This is a genomic window from Dickeya oryzae, from assembly GCF_009372235.1.
Taxonomy (GTDB): Bacteria; Pseudomonadota; Gammaproteobacteria; order Enterobacterales; family Enterobacteriaceae; genus Dickeya; species Dickeya oryzae.
This window is the reverse complement of the sequence record NZ_SULL01000014.1, coordinates 13,561-27,929: the sequence shown is the minus strand read 5'-3', so window position 1 is coordinate 27,929 and position 14,369 is coordinate 13,561. Positions and strand designations below refer to the sequence as shown.

Here is a 14,369-nt window from a genome sequence, read left to right as displayed (position 1 = left end):
TTTCCTTAGTTTCAGGACACCGTAAACGACATCATCATACCGGTGTCCTCATGCTCCAGCAGATGGCAGTGCGCCATGAATGCCCGTTCTTTCGCCGCCGGGTGACTAAACTGCACCAGCACCTCGCTGCGTGCGCCTTCCACATGCACAATGTCCTTCCAGCCACGCCGGTGCGCAGCAGGCGGTTTGCCATTTTCGGACAGAATGCGAAAACGAGTGCCGTGAATATGGAAAGGATGCAGCATCATGTCGCCCTGCCCGGAAATATTCCAGACTTCGAGCTCGCCGCGTTTCACATCAAACATCGGCTGCCCCATCTGAAACGCGACACCATTGATGCGATTGGCCGACAGCAGATCCAGCGGTGCGAGCCCGGCTTGTGGGTCCATTGCCCCGTGATTCATATCACCGTGATTCATTCCGTCATGGTTCATGTTGCCGTGATTCATGTTGCCGTGATTCATACTCATGCCATGTTGCCCCATGCCCGATGGCATAGACATACCGGCATCATGCGACATCCCCTGCATCGAGCCGTGCGCGCTCATATCCATCCCTGACATCGCCTGCATACCATAACGCACCATGAGTGCCTGCATGCCCAGCATGTCAAGCCGCGGGTCCATCGACAGCTGTAGCTGACGCGTTTTCAGACCCGCCGTTGACGGCAGTGCCGGTAATGACACCAGCGTTTCTGGCAACTTGCCCGCCCCCGGTTGAACGGAAGGCTGGATACGCAGCACCGGTAAGGGTTGGTCAAACGGTGGCAGGCGCATCCCCATTTGTGTCACTGGCAACGCCACCATATCGAACACCTTGCCATCACGCGCGTCGACCATGACTTCAAACCGCTCGCCCATCAACACCGTCAGGTTGCTCACCTGCACTGGCTCGGCCAACAGTCCACCATCACTGGCAATCACATACAACGGACGGCCATCACTGCTCGCCAGTGTGAGCGAGCGTGCGTTACATCCGTTAAGAATACGCAAGCGTAACCAGCCGCGTGGCGCAGTATGCTGCGGATAGCGTGCGCCATTGGTCAGCATCAGGTCGCCGAACCAGCCAACCGCCGCCGACATCACATCCAGTTGATAGTCAATCTGCCCTTTAGCATCCAACCGCTTGTCTTGCAGGATAACCGGAATATCGTCCACACCCCATTGCGCAGGTAGTGGCAACGCCCGGCTGGCGGCATCCTGAATCAGGATAAGCCCACCCAGCCCCATCGCCACTTGTCGCCCGGTCACGCCATGGGTATGTGGATGAAACCACGCTGTCGCCGCCGGTTGTTCAACCCGGAATGTCGCCGTCCATGTCCCTCCCGGTGCGATCTCTGCCTGTGGACCTCCATCGGCGTCCCCGGGGATTTCCATGCCGTGCCAATGCAGGGTGGTGGTTTCCGGCAAGGTATTGGTGACATTCATCGTTACCGTCTTGCCTTGTTCCAGTTGCAACGCTGGCCCCAAAAAACCGCCATTCACGCCCCAGGTAGCGGCTTCCATTCCCGCCAGCCAGCGCATACTGCCCGTTTGCAGTGTCAGTGCAATGTTGCCTGCCGCATCCGGTGCCAGCAGTGGTGGTACCGGCAGGCTTGGGCGTTCATCCGCCCAGACGGAACGGCTCCACCAGGGCAACAGGCTGGATGCCCCCAGCATAGCGCTCAATTTGATAAACTCACGGCGACGCATACCGCTCTCCTCCAGTCAGCTATCATTCAAAAAAATGATGATAATAGCTGGCAGACTGCACCTTCCAGTAACAGGAAGGTCAAGGCTTTTATCTGACTACAGCATGCGCCATTGATAGCTGCGGTTATTCCTTTCGCCCCAGCCAGCGTTCTTTCAGGATGCTGCCACGGATGCCAATATCCAGCAGTGGACGCGGTGGAATCCAATTCGGTTTACCCAGCGACTGCATCTCGCTAATCAGAGGATTATCGACACCGCTTGCCAGATCCGCCAGCGTGCTGCCAGCAATGGTTTGCTTCGAAATACCGGCACCATTGCACCCCAATGCGGCATACAGATTATCGCCATATCGCCCCCAGGTCGGCGCACCGTTGCGGGTCACACCGATCATCCCAGACCAGGTGTGCGCGATAGCCACATCCGCCAGTTGCGGGAAACGGGATAAAAAGATCGCCTGATGCCGACGCGTGATGTCTGCCGTGTATCTTGCCGTGACAGTGTAACCTGGCACGTAGGTGACATGCTGGCGAATCAAAAAACGGTGGTCACGGGTGTAACGCAACGTTGCCCCGGCAATGGCATTTGCTGGCGTCATCCCCCATTCACCAATATTTCCGATGCGCTGGCGCTGCTCCGTCGTCAGCGGCTCGGTCAAGGTAGCGAATGTCGATAATCCAGCCACCTGGTGGGAAAACATCGGTAATTGCCGGGCACAACCGTTAGTCGCCACCATCACCTGCCGGGCCTGCACCTCGCCATAAGGTGTTCGTACCCGAACCTTATGCCCAGGTTGGATCTCCAGTACCGGCGAGCGTTCATACAGCGTGACATTATCAGGCTGGTTATCCGCCAACCCCCGCACCAGCGCCGCCGGGTTAAGCAAGACACTATTCGGCGTATAGATAGCCGCGTGGTAATAAGGTGTGCCTAATTGGCGGGCCAGGCTCTCGCCTTGTAATAATTGATAGGGTTCTGACAGCGACTGTAATTCGTGAGCATACTGGTCCAGTAACGTCCCCAACTCAGGGCGGACAATACAGTGATACTTACCGCTGCGGTTCCAGTCGCATGCAATACCATAGCGGCTGATTTGCTCTTCCAGTTGCGCCAGCCCTGCCTGCAACAGACGCCGATAACTGGCGGCTTTTTCCAGCTCTGCGGTGGAACTGCCGATGTTATGCGGCAGGTCAATGGCAAACCCGGAATTGCGCGCGGAGGCGCTGCCATCAATATCAAGCGCATCCAGTACCACCACCTGCTCATGTGGGTGGTTTTCCGCTATCCGGCGGGCAAACGCCAGCCCGGCGTAACCCGCACCAATCACCAACCAGTCAGCATTGACAGACTGGCGCAGTACCGGTTTTACTTCTCGTGGCGCTAACATCGCCGACCAGCCATTGGTATTGGCATCCAGCGGTAATGCGTTGATGTTCACGTTTTTCTCCCTGTTTTGACGCTTATATTTATGTGCTGTATTTTACTCACCGTCTCGGACAATGCGCAGGCCACCCTGTATCCCACCAGATCATCGCTCCACCGCTCGTCAACCTCGCGTTTGCAGGTAGCAGCGCAGCAGGTAAAAAAATGCCCGCTATCGCGGGCATTTCTCATTTAATAACAAAGCATTATGACGCCTGCTGCGTCGTTTCTGCTGCATCGCTACCAAACCCGCGCAGCCCCACCACATGAACATGCTCGTGGTTCTGGAATACTTTTCGCACCAGTTTGTAGGTAGTGCCTTTTTCCGGGCTGATGTTTTCCGGCGCGGCGATAATCAGCTGCATTTCCAACCGTTCACACAACTCGAACAAGGTCGCGATGGATTTCGCATCCAGACGCGCCGCTTCGTCGAGGAACAGCAGACGGCACGGCGAAATATCCTTGCCACGCAGACGGCGGGACTCTTCTTCCCAGCTCTGTACCACCATCACCAGAATCGACATGCCGGTCCCGATTGCCTCACCCGTGGACAACGCCCCACTCTCAGCACGCAACCAGCCATCGGCACCACGGTTAACCTCCACTTCCATCTCCAGATAGTTGCGGTAGTCCAACAGTTCTTCGCCGATAGTCTGTGGTGTGCGCTGGCCCATGTCGATTTCTGGGTTCAGGCGCTGGTACAGCTTCGCCAATGCCTCAGAGAAGGTCAGGCGGGTGCTGTTGAACAGATCCTGATGCAGTTCCTGCTGCTCAGACAGGACATTCAGCAGCGTGGTATGGGTTTCGCGCACGTTCACATTCAACCGCACGCTCTTCACCTGACCGAATGCCACCGACTGTAATCCCTGGTTGAGCATGCGGATACGGTTTTGTTCGCGCTGGATGGTCTTGCGGATGATGTTCGCCACACTGCGGGAACTGATCGCCAGCGTTTTCTCGCGGGCAGTCAGTTCTTCAGTCAGTCGGTTCAGTTCTATCTCCATCTGTTCGATGGCTTCCACCGGGTCATCAGTACGGATGATATCCTGACGAATACGCTCGCGCAGATGCTGATACACCGCAATGTAGAACTGAACTTTGCGCTCTGGTCGTTTCGGATCTTCCGACATGCGCAGCACATCACGCAGGTGTTCGTTATCCGCCACCGCCTGACGCAGCGCCCCCAGCGCCTTATCCGACATCGAGCGCAGTTCGTCGCCGCTCATGTATGCCAGTTCACGGCGGTGCAAACGGCGCTCTACGCCATTGTCTTTCACCAACCGCATCACGGCACACCAGCCCGCCTTGGCGGTCACCACCTGCTCGCGCATGACATGGTAATCACGCTCCAGCTTACGCAGTTTCTTCTGCAAGCTATCCATTTCCGCTTCACAGAAGGTTATCTGTTTTTCCAACTGGTTACGGCGGGCACGGTTGGCGCTCAGCGCCGCATGCAGTTCATCACGGCGAGTCCGGGCACGCGCTTCTGCATCGGCATCAGCACGAACACCGATATCCGACAGCTCTTGGGTCAACTCCTTGAGCATGTCGCGTTTAGCGTCATAAGAACTCTTCAGCGATGCCTGCAACTGGCTGTATTGGGTCAGTTGTGCCTGATGCTGGCGCAGTTGTTCGCGGGCGCGGGTGCGCTCCTGCTCCGCCTGCTCCAGCCGCTGACGCAATTTATCATTCAGATCAGCATTGGCATTGAGCATGCCTGCCGAGTCGGTGTAGCTGAAATGTGCACGGCGCTGAACCACTTCGGTCAAGGCGAACGCCTGCTGTTTAGCAGCACGTTGCGCCGCCTGCGCCTGCGCATAATCTTCACGCATTTGCTCATGCTGCTGCGGGTCGTTTTGCAACACCGCCGCCAGCGGCTCCAGTTTCACCAACGAAGCACCATGCTGCTGCATAAAGCGCGCGGCGTCTTCGGCTTCGTCCAGCTCTTCACGCAGTTCTTCTACCCGATCGGCCAGCGCATCATCACACAACAGGCTGATGCGCGGGATCAGGCGGTTTAACATACCGACCTGCTCTTTCGCTTGTTCGTACTGCTGACGCTGCTGCTGATTTTCGTTATCGAAATTGCTGATAGCGCGATCCAGCTCGCTGCGTCGGCTACTGATCTGGCGGATTTCCGCTTCCGGGTCCGCGTCAAACGCCACCGCTAAGTGGCTGCCGATAAAGCGACTGAACGCCTGATGCAAACGCTGGATTTTTTGGACGTCAAACGACAGCGTGGCGTACTGTTCCGCCAGTTGCTCCCGCTCTTCACGCAGGCTTTCCAGACGCTGTTCACGGGCAGCACGACCAAACAGCGGCACCTCGGGGAAGCGAGAGTAACGCCATTGACGATCGGCGATTTTCACCACCACCGCTTTTTCTAGCTCTTCGACTTCAAACACACTATCGTCAAACGACTGCGGATCCCCTTCGATCAGATAGAGATCTTCCGGGCAATCGTCCAGACCGGCCAGCTGCTCGCGCACCAGTGACAAGTCCGCCACGACAATCGCATGGCGCGACGGGCCGTATAACGCAGAGAAGTACGGTGCATCATCCAGCGTCACGTCATCATAGATTTCAGACAGCAGCACACCGCCAAACCGCTCCGCCAGCGCATTAAGCCTGGGGTCTTCAGAGCCACCCGGCTGGCTCAGACGTTCAATCTGTGCGTCAATGTGCTGCTTACGGGCTGCCACACTGTCGCGCTCCACCGTGGTTTCACGTTCGCGCTCTAGCAATTGCTGCATGAATTCGGTGACTTGCTGGCTATCAGCAAAATGCTCGCCGCTCTGTTCTCCTAGCTGGGTCAGGGCTTCCTGCGCCGCCAGCCATACCGGTGCACGGGTGGTCAGCTGCGCGATCCGCTGCTGGATCTGTTCCAGCTCCTGGCGCAACGCCAGACGGTGCTCACCAGCCTCCGACACACGGACGGATAAATCCTCGATGCGCGCTTCCAGCTCCTGTTGCAGGTCGTCGAGGTCTTCCGGCTGATAATCCTGACCGCTACGCTTGATGAATTCCTGCAACAAACGCTCGGCGTCTTGTTGTTCGCGCTGGCGCTGTTCCAGTTCCGATAACCGCATGCGCAGCGGTTGCACCTGTTCAGCCAGATAGCGCTGAGAAGAACTGTCGCGCAACAGGTCACGGGCAACGTCCCAGGCTTCGCTACGACTGACTGCACCGGCAATGCGGCTCACCAACTGATAAGCCTGCTCGAACTGGCTGTTGGCGGCATCGGCCACGCTCAGCTTTTGCTCCAGCATCAGCAGCAATTCTGTCGCTTCCTGCTCTTTGGCCTGGAAGCTGTCGAGCCACTCATCGGCGTTATCTGCCGTCAGTTCAGGTACCTGACACAAACTGCGCGCGCGCTCCAGCGCTTGTTGTGCCTGCTGGTACTGGATCGCACGGGTTTGCTGCACATCCAGCGCCTGCTGGTAATCGGCCAGTTGGCTCTTCAGCTCGTCGACTTCCTGCTCGGCGGCATCAGCACAGGCTTCATTCTCTTCGAGTTGGTCGCGCGCTTCTTCCACCACCTCGTTTTGTTCTTCCAGCCGGTAGCTCAGCTCTTCCAGGTCGGCGTTGTAACGCTCGATTTTCTCCTGCTGGCGCATTGCGGTCTGCACCAGATTGAGGTGATCGCTGGCGGCCTGATAATCGGTTTCGAGATCGCTTTCAGCACCGCTCTGTTCTTGCAGCTCACGCGCCATTTCCACATGGCGGGTTTGTTCGGTGATCAACTGTTTACGGCTGGCGAACAGCTCACGACGCAGCGCCAGCGCGCCATCCAGATGCACGCGTCGCTCATTGGCGTGGCGCATGTAGTCCGCTGCCACGTACGAAGTCGCTTCAGAGATCAGGTGCTTAAACAAGTCGCGGTCCGACTGAGTAACGCGGATGGCTTCCAGCGTCATGCGGTTTTCGCGCAGTGCCGCTTCCATATCCTGGAAGGCTTTACGCACGCCGCTGTTTTCCGGCAGCAAATAATCGCGCAGCGAACGGGTAATGGCACTGGAAATCCCGCCGTACAGCGAGGCTTCGATCAGGCGATAAAACTTACTGCGGTCCGATGCCGAACGCAGGCGTCTGGGCACTACGCCCAGATCAAACATCAACGAATGGTAATCGGTGATGGAATTGAACTGCTTGAACTGAACGCCTTCGTACTCGTCGAGCCTGTCTTTCACTTCCTGCAACGACAGTACGCGCGCCTGCCGCTCGCCCACCGTCTGGGTGAGGATCTGTGTCGGAGAAACAGCAATCGGCAGGCCCTGAATGGTAAAGGGTTTAATATCGACTTTACGGTCGCGCCCGGCGACCTGCTGCAAGCGAACCCCGACCAGCACACGTTGATGGCGAGAGTTGACGACATCGAGCACCGAGTAGCACACCCCGGCACGTAGCTTACCGTGCAGCCCCTTATCGCGGGAGCCGCTGGTGGCACCTGCTTCTGTGGTATTACGAAAATGCAACAGCGTCAGATCGGGGATCAATGCGGTGATAAACGCCGCCATGGTGGTGGATTTCCCGGCACCATTACCGCCGGACAAAGTGGTCACCAATTCATCCAGATCAAACGTGCGGGCAAAGAAGCCGTTCCAGTTAACCAGCGTCAGTGAGCGAAATTTACCGCGTTCAATCATTCCTGTTCATCCTCAGCACGTTGATCATCACCGGAGGCGTTATCGCCATTCCCCTCATCGCTATCGTCCAGCGACAGGCTGCCGTCTATCGGCATGGCTTCGCCATCACGGATCATCCGCAACTGCGCTTCACGTGGGTCATCGCCACTACGCACATCGGCACCAAAACGAAACACCGCTTCGGTGATACGGAATTTGCTGCTGTCGACACCCATAAAGTAGATCATGCCAAGACGACGTAACCGGTTAAGCGAGGTGCGTACCTTCTCCTGCAATTTCTGCCGGTCAAGGTCCGAGCCGGTGGAACGCTGGTTTACCAGCTTCAACAATTTGTTCTCATCCGCCAGGCTCAGCAGTTCTTCATACAGTTCCTGTTGGCTGAAAATACCCTCATGCGCCAGCCGCTCGGGGCTGAGGTAGAGATAACAGAGAATTTTGCCCACCATCATATCCAATTCGGACAATACCGAACGAGGGATAAGCGTGGTGGAGCGCGGTCGCAGGTAGAAAAAGCCCTCGGGAGCGCGAATTAGCTCCACATTATAACGGCCGTAGAACTGCTCCAGCTCATCCTGAAAATCCATCAGGAAAACGTGATTTTCCAGCTCTTCCACACCAATGTGGCGACCGGCGCGCAGTTGACTGTCCAGCGCCGGAAATAAGGTGTTGGAGAGCGCGGTCATCAGCCGGGCGGAAACGTGTTGATCAATATTTGTCGATGACATGGGCCTGTACCTTGGCTCCGTAATCATTGATTGCCTGCCACAGCGCAGGCAATCCGGTGAAATCAGCTTCGGCCACGCCCAGGCGAACTGCCTGGTCGACCACGATTCGGGCAACATCAAAATGCTGCGAGCGCGGGTACTGCGTCAGGTATTCCCGCACAACGTCACCCAGATTAAGCGGTATTTGTTGCTGTTTGTATTTCTGCAGCGCCTGCTCGATCATAGCGGCGATCTGCTCACGAATTTCACTGAAGGCTTCATACTCCAGATCCGGCGGCAACTCGCCGGTAACTTCTTCGGAACGCAACGCCAGCTCTTCATCGCGCATGTCCAGCAGGCGATCCGCGTTGGCGTAGGTCAGCGCCCACGGTGCCTCGAAATAACTTTGTACCGACTGACGCAACCGCTGGGCAAAGACGCGATTCTTATCCATATCGATAGCGGTACGGATGAACTTGTGAACATGGCGATCGTAACCGATCCACAGGTCAATGCTTTGCTGGCCCCAGCTAATAATGCGGTCGAGCTTACCTTGCAGGTCAAAAACCAAATTGTCGACAAACGCCAGTTCAGCGTGGCCGAGCGTCGCGTCCTGAATACGCAGCAGACTGGTTTGTAACTTGTCACCCGCCGCTTCCAGCGTGTCCTGCAATTCACGCAAGGTATCCGAGGTTTCGGTCAGCAGTTTTTCACAACTGGAAATCGCCGCACGCCAGTCCTGATTGAGCAGCCCGGCGATATTCTCTTTCACCCCCTGCTGCTGTTCATCCATCACGCGCTGTGACAAGTCGATACTGTCGAAGATTTCTGCCACCGAATACTTGAGCGGCGCGAACACATTGCGGTGCCAGTGGAACTCGTTACCACCTTCTTCTGCGGCCTCAGCCGCACGCCCCAGCTCCTGCGCCACGATCGATAACTGCATCGACAAACGCAATGCGGAGAACTCACGCTGGCGAATGTAATAGTCGGTGATACCGATACCCAACGGCGTCAGCCGGTAAATCGCGTTGCCGTCCGCCAGTTCGCTGGTGAATCGGTTGATCAAACGCTGACGCACCAGGTCGTTGATAGCATTGTTGGCGCGTACCGGAATGGTTTCATGGGTTTGTTCAAAGCCTTTACTGACGTGACGAAATGCGTCCACCAGTTCCCCTTCGCTCATTTCGCCATCCATACGCTCACCATTTAAGGTGGCGATAGCCAGCAGAAACGCCAAACGCTCGGTGGGCAGCGTAATGGCGAAGTCATTTTTTCTCGCCCAGGCAACCAGTTCGGGTACGGTCTGGGAAAAATCACTCATAATGCATCCTTCATAGGGGGCTTATGCGCCATGACGTGCTCGTGTGCCATAACATGCTTGTGTGCCATAACATGGATGTAGCGCCCCAGGCTGACAAAGGGCTCCTGCCGACAATAGCGCTGCTCCAGCGCCAGCAGTTGGTCAAAATCGTCAATCTGTTGTTGCTTATTTTGCAGGTAGTCATGAAACACCCGGATGCCGGTTTTGCCGCTCAGTTGCAGCCCCAGTTCAGCGAGCCACTGATAGACCTGCGGCGGGTCCAACGGGTGGTCCGGTGACAGCGAACGCCGTTTGCGCTTGGGCATACCGGCTTCGACATAACCGAAATTACCCAGCACCATATTGCGCATCACCAGCGCCTGATGGTTGTAAAACATCAGCGATAGCGCACCGCCCGGTGCCAGACAATCGGTCAACGCACGCAACGCGTGTTGCGGCTCTGCAACCCACTCCAACACGGCGTGAAACAACACCAGGTCGACCGGTTGCGATAAATGCGCGCCGATATCCTGCGCAGCGCAGCGTACGAAACGCATGTTATCCGCCACACCCGCTTCACACGCAGCGTCATGGGCGCGCATAATCATCTCATCGGAGAGATCGCACAACAACACCTGATGGCCCAACGCTGCCAGACGGCGTGACATTGGTCCTTCACCGCCGCCTGCATCCAGAATACGCAGCGGTCGTGACGGCAGGCGTGTCAGCAGGGTTTCCAGATCCTGCCACAATACCGCCTGACGTAACCGCCCTTTGGTGGTGCCATAAATGTTGCGGGCAAATTTGTCTGCGATATCGTTAAAATTACGATCCTGCATTCCACGGTTCTGCATGATGGGTGACTGTACTATCTAAACAACTGGTTTTTCTCTGAACCTGACATTCTGTCACAGGCTGGCCTGGAATAAATGGTTTGAACACGCTAATTTCGCCCGTATGATGTTTTTTCATTCAAAAGGGACGCTATTTTATGCTGTTTGCCGTCAAAAAATACATCGGTAGTCTGTTACTGCCACTGCCGTTGTTAATGCTGGTGCTGGGTATCGCGCTCGCCCTGTTGTGGTTTTCGCGCTGGCAAAAAACCGCTCGTATCATGTTGACCGGCGGCTGGCTGGCCCTGTTATTGTTGAGCCTGCAGCCCGTGGCCGACAAGCTGCTGTTGCCACTGGAATCCCGCTATCCGACCTGGACGCCGGATTTTCCTAAAGTGAATTACATCGTGGTGCTGGGTGGAGGGTATACCTTTAATCCAGACTGGCCGCCCAGCGCGAACCTTATCAACAACAGCCTTGCCCGGGTCACCGAAGGTATTCGGCTCTGGCGAGCTAATCCTGGTGCCAAACTCATTTTTACCGGAGCCGCAGCACAGGGTAACCCCGTAACCAGCGCCAGCACCGCTGCACGGGTTGCAGAAAGCCTGGGTGTGCCCGCACAAGATATCCTGCTGGTGGATAAGGCGCACGATACGGAAGAAGAAGCGGCGGGAACCGAGACCCTGATCGGCAAACAACCATTCCTGCTTGTCACCTCTGCCAACCACCTGCCACGCGCTATTCGCTTTTTTCAGGCTCGTGGCCTGCATCCCATTCCTGCGCCCGCCAATCAATTGGCTATCACCTCGCCATTGAACCCCTGGGAGCGGGTATTCCCCTCCGCGCTCTATCTGTCTCACAGCGAACGCGCCTGGTATGAAGGACTGGGGCTTATCTGGCAACAAATGAAAGGGGTCACCCCCCAGCCGGAATCCTGATAGCCGACCGACTGAGGGTGGATAGACTGACAACAGCAACACGGGAGATTCAGACATCCCCCGCGTTGCTGATTATTCGAGCCAGGGCAGCAATTCTCGGGTGGCGGTATCAAACAACGGGCGATCCAACTGACCAGTGTGGATATAACGGGAAACCGCCGCCCACAGGATGTACAGCCAGCGGCGGCAAACAAAGGACTCAGCCAACGGCGCCTGTTTCAGATAGTGATAAAACAACTGCTCCGGCATACCCGGCTCTTCGCACAAACGGAACAGGTCATACTCTCTCGGGGCCCACAGCATCATGCCGGGGTTGATCATCGCCAGCAGTTGATCGCTGCGGGGGTCTTTGAGCATGCTGCGCAAGGTCAGATTGCCATGCACCAGTACGCAATTGTCATCGAAGTCCTCAAACAATCTGGGCAGACTTTGTCGTGAGCGGTACAGCACGGTGCGATCTTGCTGGGTCAGTTGCGTAGCGTTGACATTCATCAGCGTGGCCCACAGCACCTCCAGTCGCTGGCGATACCAGTTTGCCCAGCTATTATCCTGTGTACTGTCCACCGTGCCGACGCAACCATGACTGTCGATGCGGTGCCACGCCAGCATGTTCTCGACAATTTGATCCATCAGTAACGTCCAGCGCTGGGGCGAGCGGGACGGTGCTTCTACCGATACGCCGCGCAAGCGTTCGATGAGCAGCAACTCCTTATAAGGTGCCTGATGCGTCATCACCATCCCGTAAACGGTGGGTAGCCTGACTTCACCTTCGCGGGACAGCATGGTCAGCTTATACGCTTCCTGCCCGGCAACGCCCTGACAAATATAACTTTTCGCCAGCAGTGGCATCGCATTGCCCGCGTGATCATACAGAGCATACAAGTGCGCGTAAGGTTGTTCACTGATGCGTTCAAGGCGACTGAGTGATTCCCCCAGTACCGTACTCAATTCAGCTTTCAAGAGTTCCATAAGCGACCTATCTCGCGGTTGCAGACTTGTGTCGTTGTCACATGCCTTTATCATGCGAGTAGCACATAACAATTTCCCCAATGCAGATCAAAGAAAGCGGGATATACACCGGTGCAACTGATTGACGATAGACAGTATTCAGTCATCCAACAAAATGACCATCCCCACTGCCGCTGGTTTACCGACAAAAAAGGCCCGCCGAAGCGGGCATCCGTGAGATTATCCGGTGGTATCGTCATCTATCCTTCCAGATAACGGCCACACATCTATGTATTTTCAACTCACCTTAATTTTTCAACTCACCTTAATTTTTCAGCTCACCTTATTTTTCAGCTCACCTTATTTTTCAGCTCACCTTATTTCAGCTCACCTTATTTCAGCTCACCTTATTTCAGCTCACCTTATTTCAGCTCAAACGCCCCCAGATCCGGCGCGGCACCTTGATACGCAATCTTCACGTCACCGCCCTTATCGATCATCCAGCTATCTGTCGCCAGACGCAGGTGTTTGAGCACCGGTAAGCTGCCATCAGCCTGACGTGGCGCATCCCAACCGGTGGTCGATACACTCTGGAATTCCGCATCAGACATCACATTGCTGTAATTCCAGGAGTTGTAGCGCATATTCGCGCCATCGGTATAGGCCAGTGATTGCGACTTCGCCGCATAGGAAATATTGTTGCGCAGGGTACCCAATGCTATCGCATTACCGTTTTCGTCAATGCCGCGCATGCTGAAGTTAACCGTATTTCTGTACGACGTATTGTTGAAGAAATCGTTCGCGACCGGATGGTGGTTAGCATAGAAACCGGCGGCTTTATTCAGAAAGGCGACCGAATTTCTCACAATGTGTTTCGGTGCATTGTTAATATATTTGGCACCATAGCCACCCGCCTTGAAGCCGTTGCCGTTACCGGCCGCCAGAGATGTTGTGGTGCCGGGCAGATAACCGTGAGACCAGGCCCAGGAGTTCTCGATAGTGACCGCGGAATAGGCGTTGATAAGATCAAAACCATCATCCGAATTAGACCAGGCACGGCAACCACTGAAAATATTGCCTGGCATGTTAGCAGCGATATGCGCGCCGAAGCCATCGCCACTCTGTCCAGCACCATTAGACGTCAACGGATCATAGTTATGGTGCGAGTCAGAATTAAGTACAGTGTTATACGCACCATTTTGCAGGAATAACCCCGTCCCCATAATGTGATGGATATTAAGTTGCTCAAATCGATTGTTGCTGCCTTTTATCCATACACCCCATGATTCGTGGTTTTTATTATTGTTTTGCGGCACGCCTTTTATTTCCAGCCCTTTCAGGGTTACCCAGTCTGAGACGACGTTAAATCCTTTAACGCGGCAGTCATCTTTCATTTGGCTGAAATCAAATACCGGTGTTTCGCCAGTATAGGCGACATATTCAATGCGTTTGCCGGAGGTACCACTCTTGTTGAGCGTAATCGCATTCACGATATCCGTCTGACTGGCGCAGCGATTAAGCCCGGCGGTAAAGGTATAGGTCCCACCTCGAACCCACAGGCGATCACCCGGGGAGAGGGTTTGTTGTGCACGGGCGAACGATTTCCAGGGGGCGCTTTTACTGCCGTTACCCGAATCACTGCCGTTCGGTGCCAGATAGTATTCTGCCGCCAGAGCTTGTGCGACAGTCCCAGTCAGTACGCATCCCATGATTATGGGTAAAAATTTTTTATTCATATTCATTGTTACTCCATCCTTAAGTAAAAAAATCAATACATTCATCATAATGGGATGAATGCCATCCAATAATAAGCCATGGTTAATCATTGTGCATCTGCGTCATCGGTTTTTATTATTCCGATCTCTTTTTCATTCCTTTTTTCATTCC

Annotated in this window: 9 protein-coding genes; 1 reads left to right on the top strand and 8 read right to left on the bottom strand. The window is 55.3% G+C overall.

What is annotated here, in order from left to right; translation table 11 throughout:
- Positions 1-11 precede the first annotated feature (11 nt).
- From cueO to cmoM, 6 genes are all read right to left on the bottom strand, one after another.
- Entirely contained in the window at positions 12-1,691 is a 1,680-nt protein-coding gene (gene cueO / locus FAZ14_RS15045; protein WP_153508818.1) for a multicopper oxidase CueO, read from the bottom strand.
- Positions 1,692-1,815: 124 nt separating this feature from the next.
- Positions 1,816-3,126 carry an NAD(P)/FAD-dependent oxidoreductase gene (locus FAZ14_RS15040; protein ID WP_153508817.1) on the bottom strand — a complete coding sequence of 437 codons (1,311 nt, stop codon included), beginning with the start codon at positions 3,124-3,126 and terminating at the stop codon, positions 1,816-1,818.
- 190 nt (positions 3,127-3,316) lie between these two features.
- Positions 3,317-7,756: a chromosome partition protein MukB gene (gene mukB / locus FAZ14_RS15035; protein WP_153508816.1), complete on the bottom strand. Its 4,440-nt coding sequence runs from the start codon at positions 7,754-7,756 to the stop codon at positions 3,317-3,319.
- Entirely contained in the window at positions 7,753-8,481 is a 729-nt protein-coding gene (mukE, locus tag FAZ14_RS15030) for a chromosome partition protein MukE (protein WP_016941194.1), read from the bottom strand. Before mukE ends, mukB begins: the two co-directional genes overlap by 4 nt.
- A complete protein-coding gene (mukF, locus tag FAZ14_RS15025; RefSeq protein ID WP_153508815.1) occupies positions 8,462-9,784 on the bottom strand; it encodes a chromosome partition protein MukF in 1,323 nt (440 codons plus the stop codon). The genes mukE and mukF overlap by 20 nt, the downstream gene beginning before the upstream one ends.
- Positions 9,781-10,602 (bottom strand): tRNA uridine 5-oxyacetic acid(34) methyltransferase CmoM, encoded by an 822-nt coding sequence (cmoM, locus tag FAZ14_RS15020; protein WP_016941192.1) that lies wholly within the window; start codon positions 10,600-10,602, stop codon positions 9,781-9,783. The genes mukF and cmoM overlap by 4 nt, the downstream gene beginning before the upstream one ends.
- A gap of 152 nt (positions 10,603-10,754) precedes the next feature.
- Here cmoM and elyC point away from each other — a divergent pair, with 152 nt between their 5' ends.
- Positions 10,755-11,534, top strand: a complete 780-nt coding sequence (elyC, locus tag FAZ14_RS15015) for an envelope biogenesis factor ElyC (protein WP_016941191.1) — start codon at positions 10,755-10,757, stop codon at positions 11,532-11,534.
- 72 nt (positions 11,535-11,606) lie between these two features.
- Here elyC and FAZ14_RS15010 read toward each other — a convergent pair whose 3' ends face one another.
- The gene (locus FAZ14_RS15010; protein WP_016941190.1) at positions 11,607-12,503 is read right to left on the bottom strand and encodes a YcbJ family phosphotransferase; all 897 of its coding nucleotides are present in this window, start codon (positions 12,501-12,503) and stop codon (positions 11,607-11,609) included.
- Between the two features lie 401 nt (positions 12,504-12,904).
- Entirely contained in the window at positions 12,905-14,224 is a 1,320-nt protein-coding gene (pelN, locus tag FAZ14_RS15005; protein WP_153508814.1) for a pectate lyase PelN, read from the bottom strand.
- Between the last annotated feature and the right edge of the window lie 145 nt (positions 14,225-14,369).

Coding starts and splice junctions, on each gene's coding strand:
- pelN (WP_153508814.1), bottom strand. CDS start 14,224: ATGAATATGAATAAAAAATTTTTACCCATAATCATGGGATGCGTACTG.
- mukF (WP_153508815.1), bottom strand. CDS start 9,784: ATGAGTGATTTTTCCCAGACCGTACCCGAACTGGTTGCCTGGGCGAGA.
- elyC (WP_016941191.1), top strand. CDS start 10,755: ATGCTGTTTGCCGTCAAAAAATACATCGGTAGTCTGTTACTGCCACTG.
- mukB (WP_153508816.1), bottom strand. CDS start 7,756: ATGATTGAACGCGGTAAATTTCGCTCACTGACGCTGGTTAACTGGAAC.
- cmoM (WP_016941192.1), bottom strand. CDS start 10,602: ATGCAGGATCGTAATTTTAACGATATCGCAGACAAATTTGCCCGCAAC.
- cueO (WP_153508818.1), bottom strand. CDS start 1,691: ATGCGTCGCCGTGAGTTTATCAAATTGAGCGCTATGCTGGGGGCATCC.
- FAZ14_RS15010 (WP_016941190.1), bottom strand. CDS start 12,503: ATGGAACTCTTGAAAGCTGAATTGAGTACGGTACTGGGGGAATCACTC.
- mukE (WP_016941194.1), bottom strand. CDS start 8,481: ATGTCATCGACAAATATTGATCAACACGTTTCCGCCCGGCTGATGACC.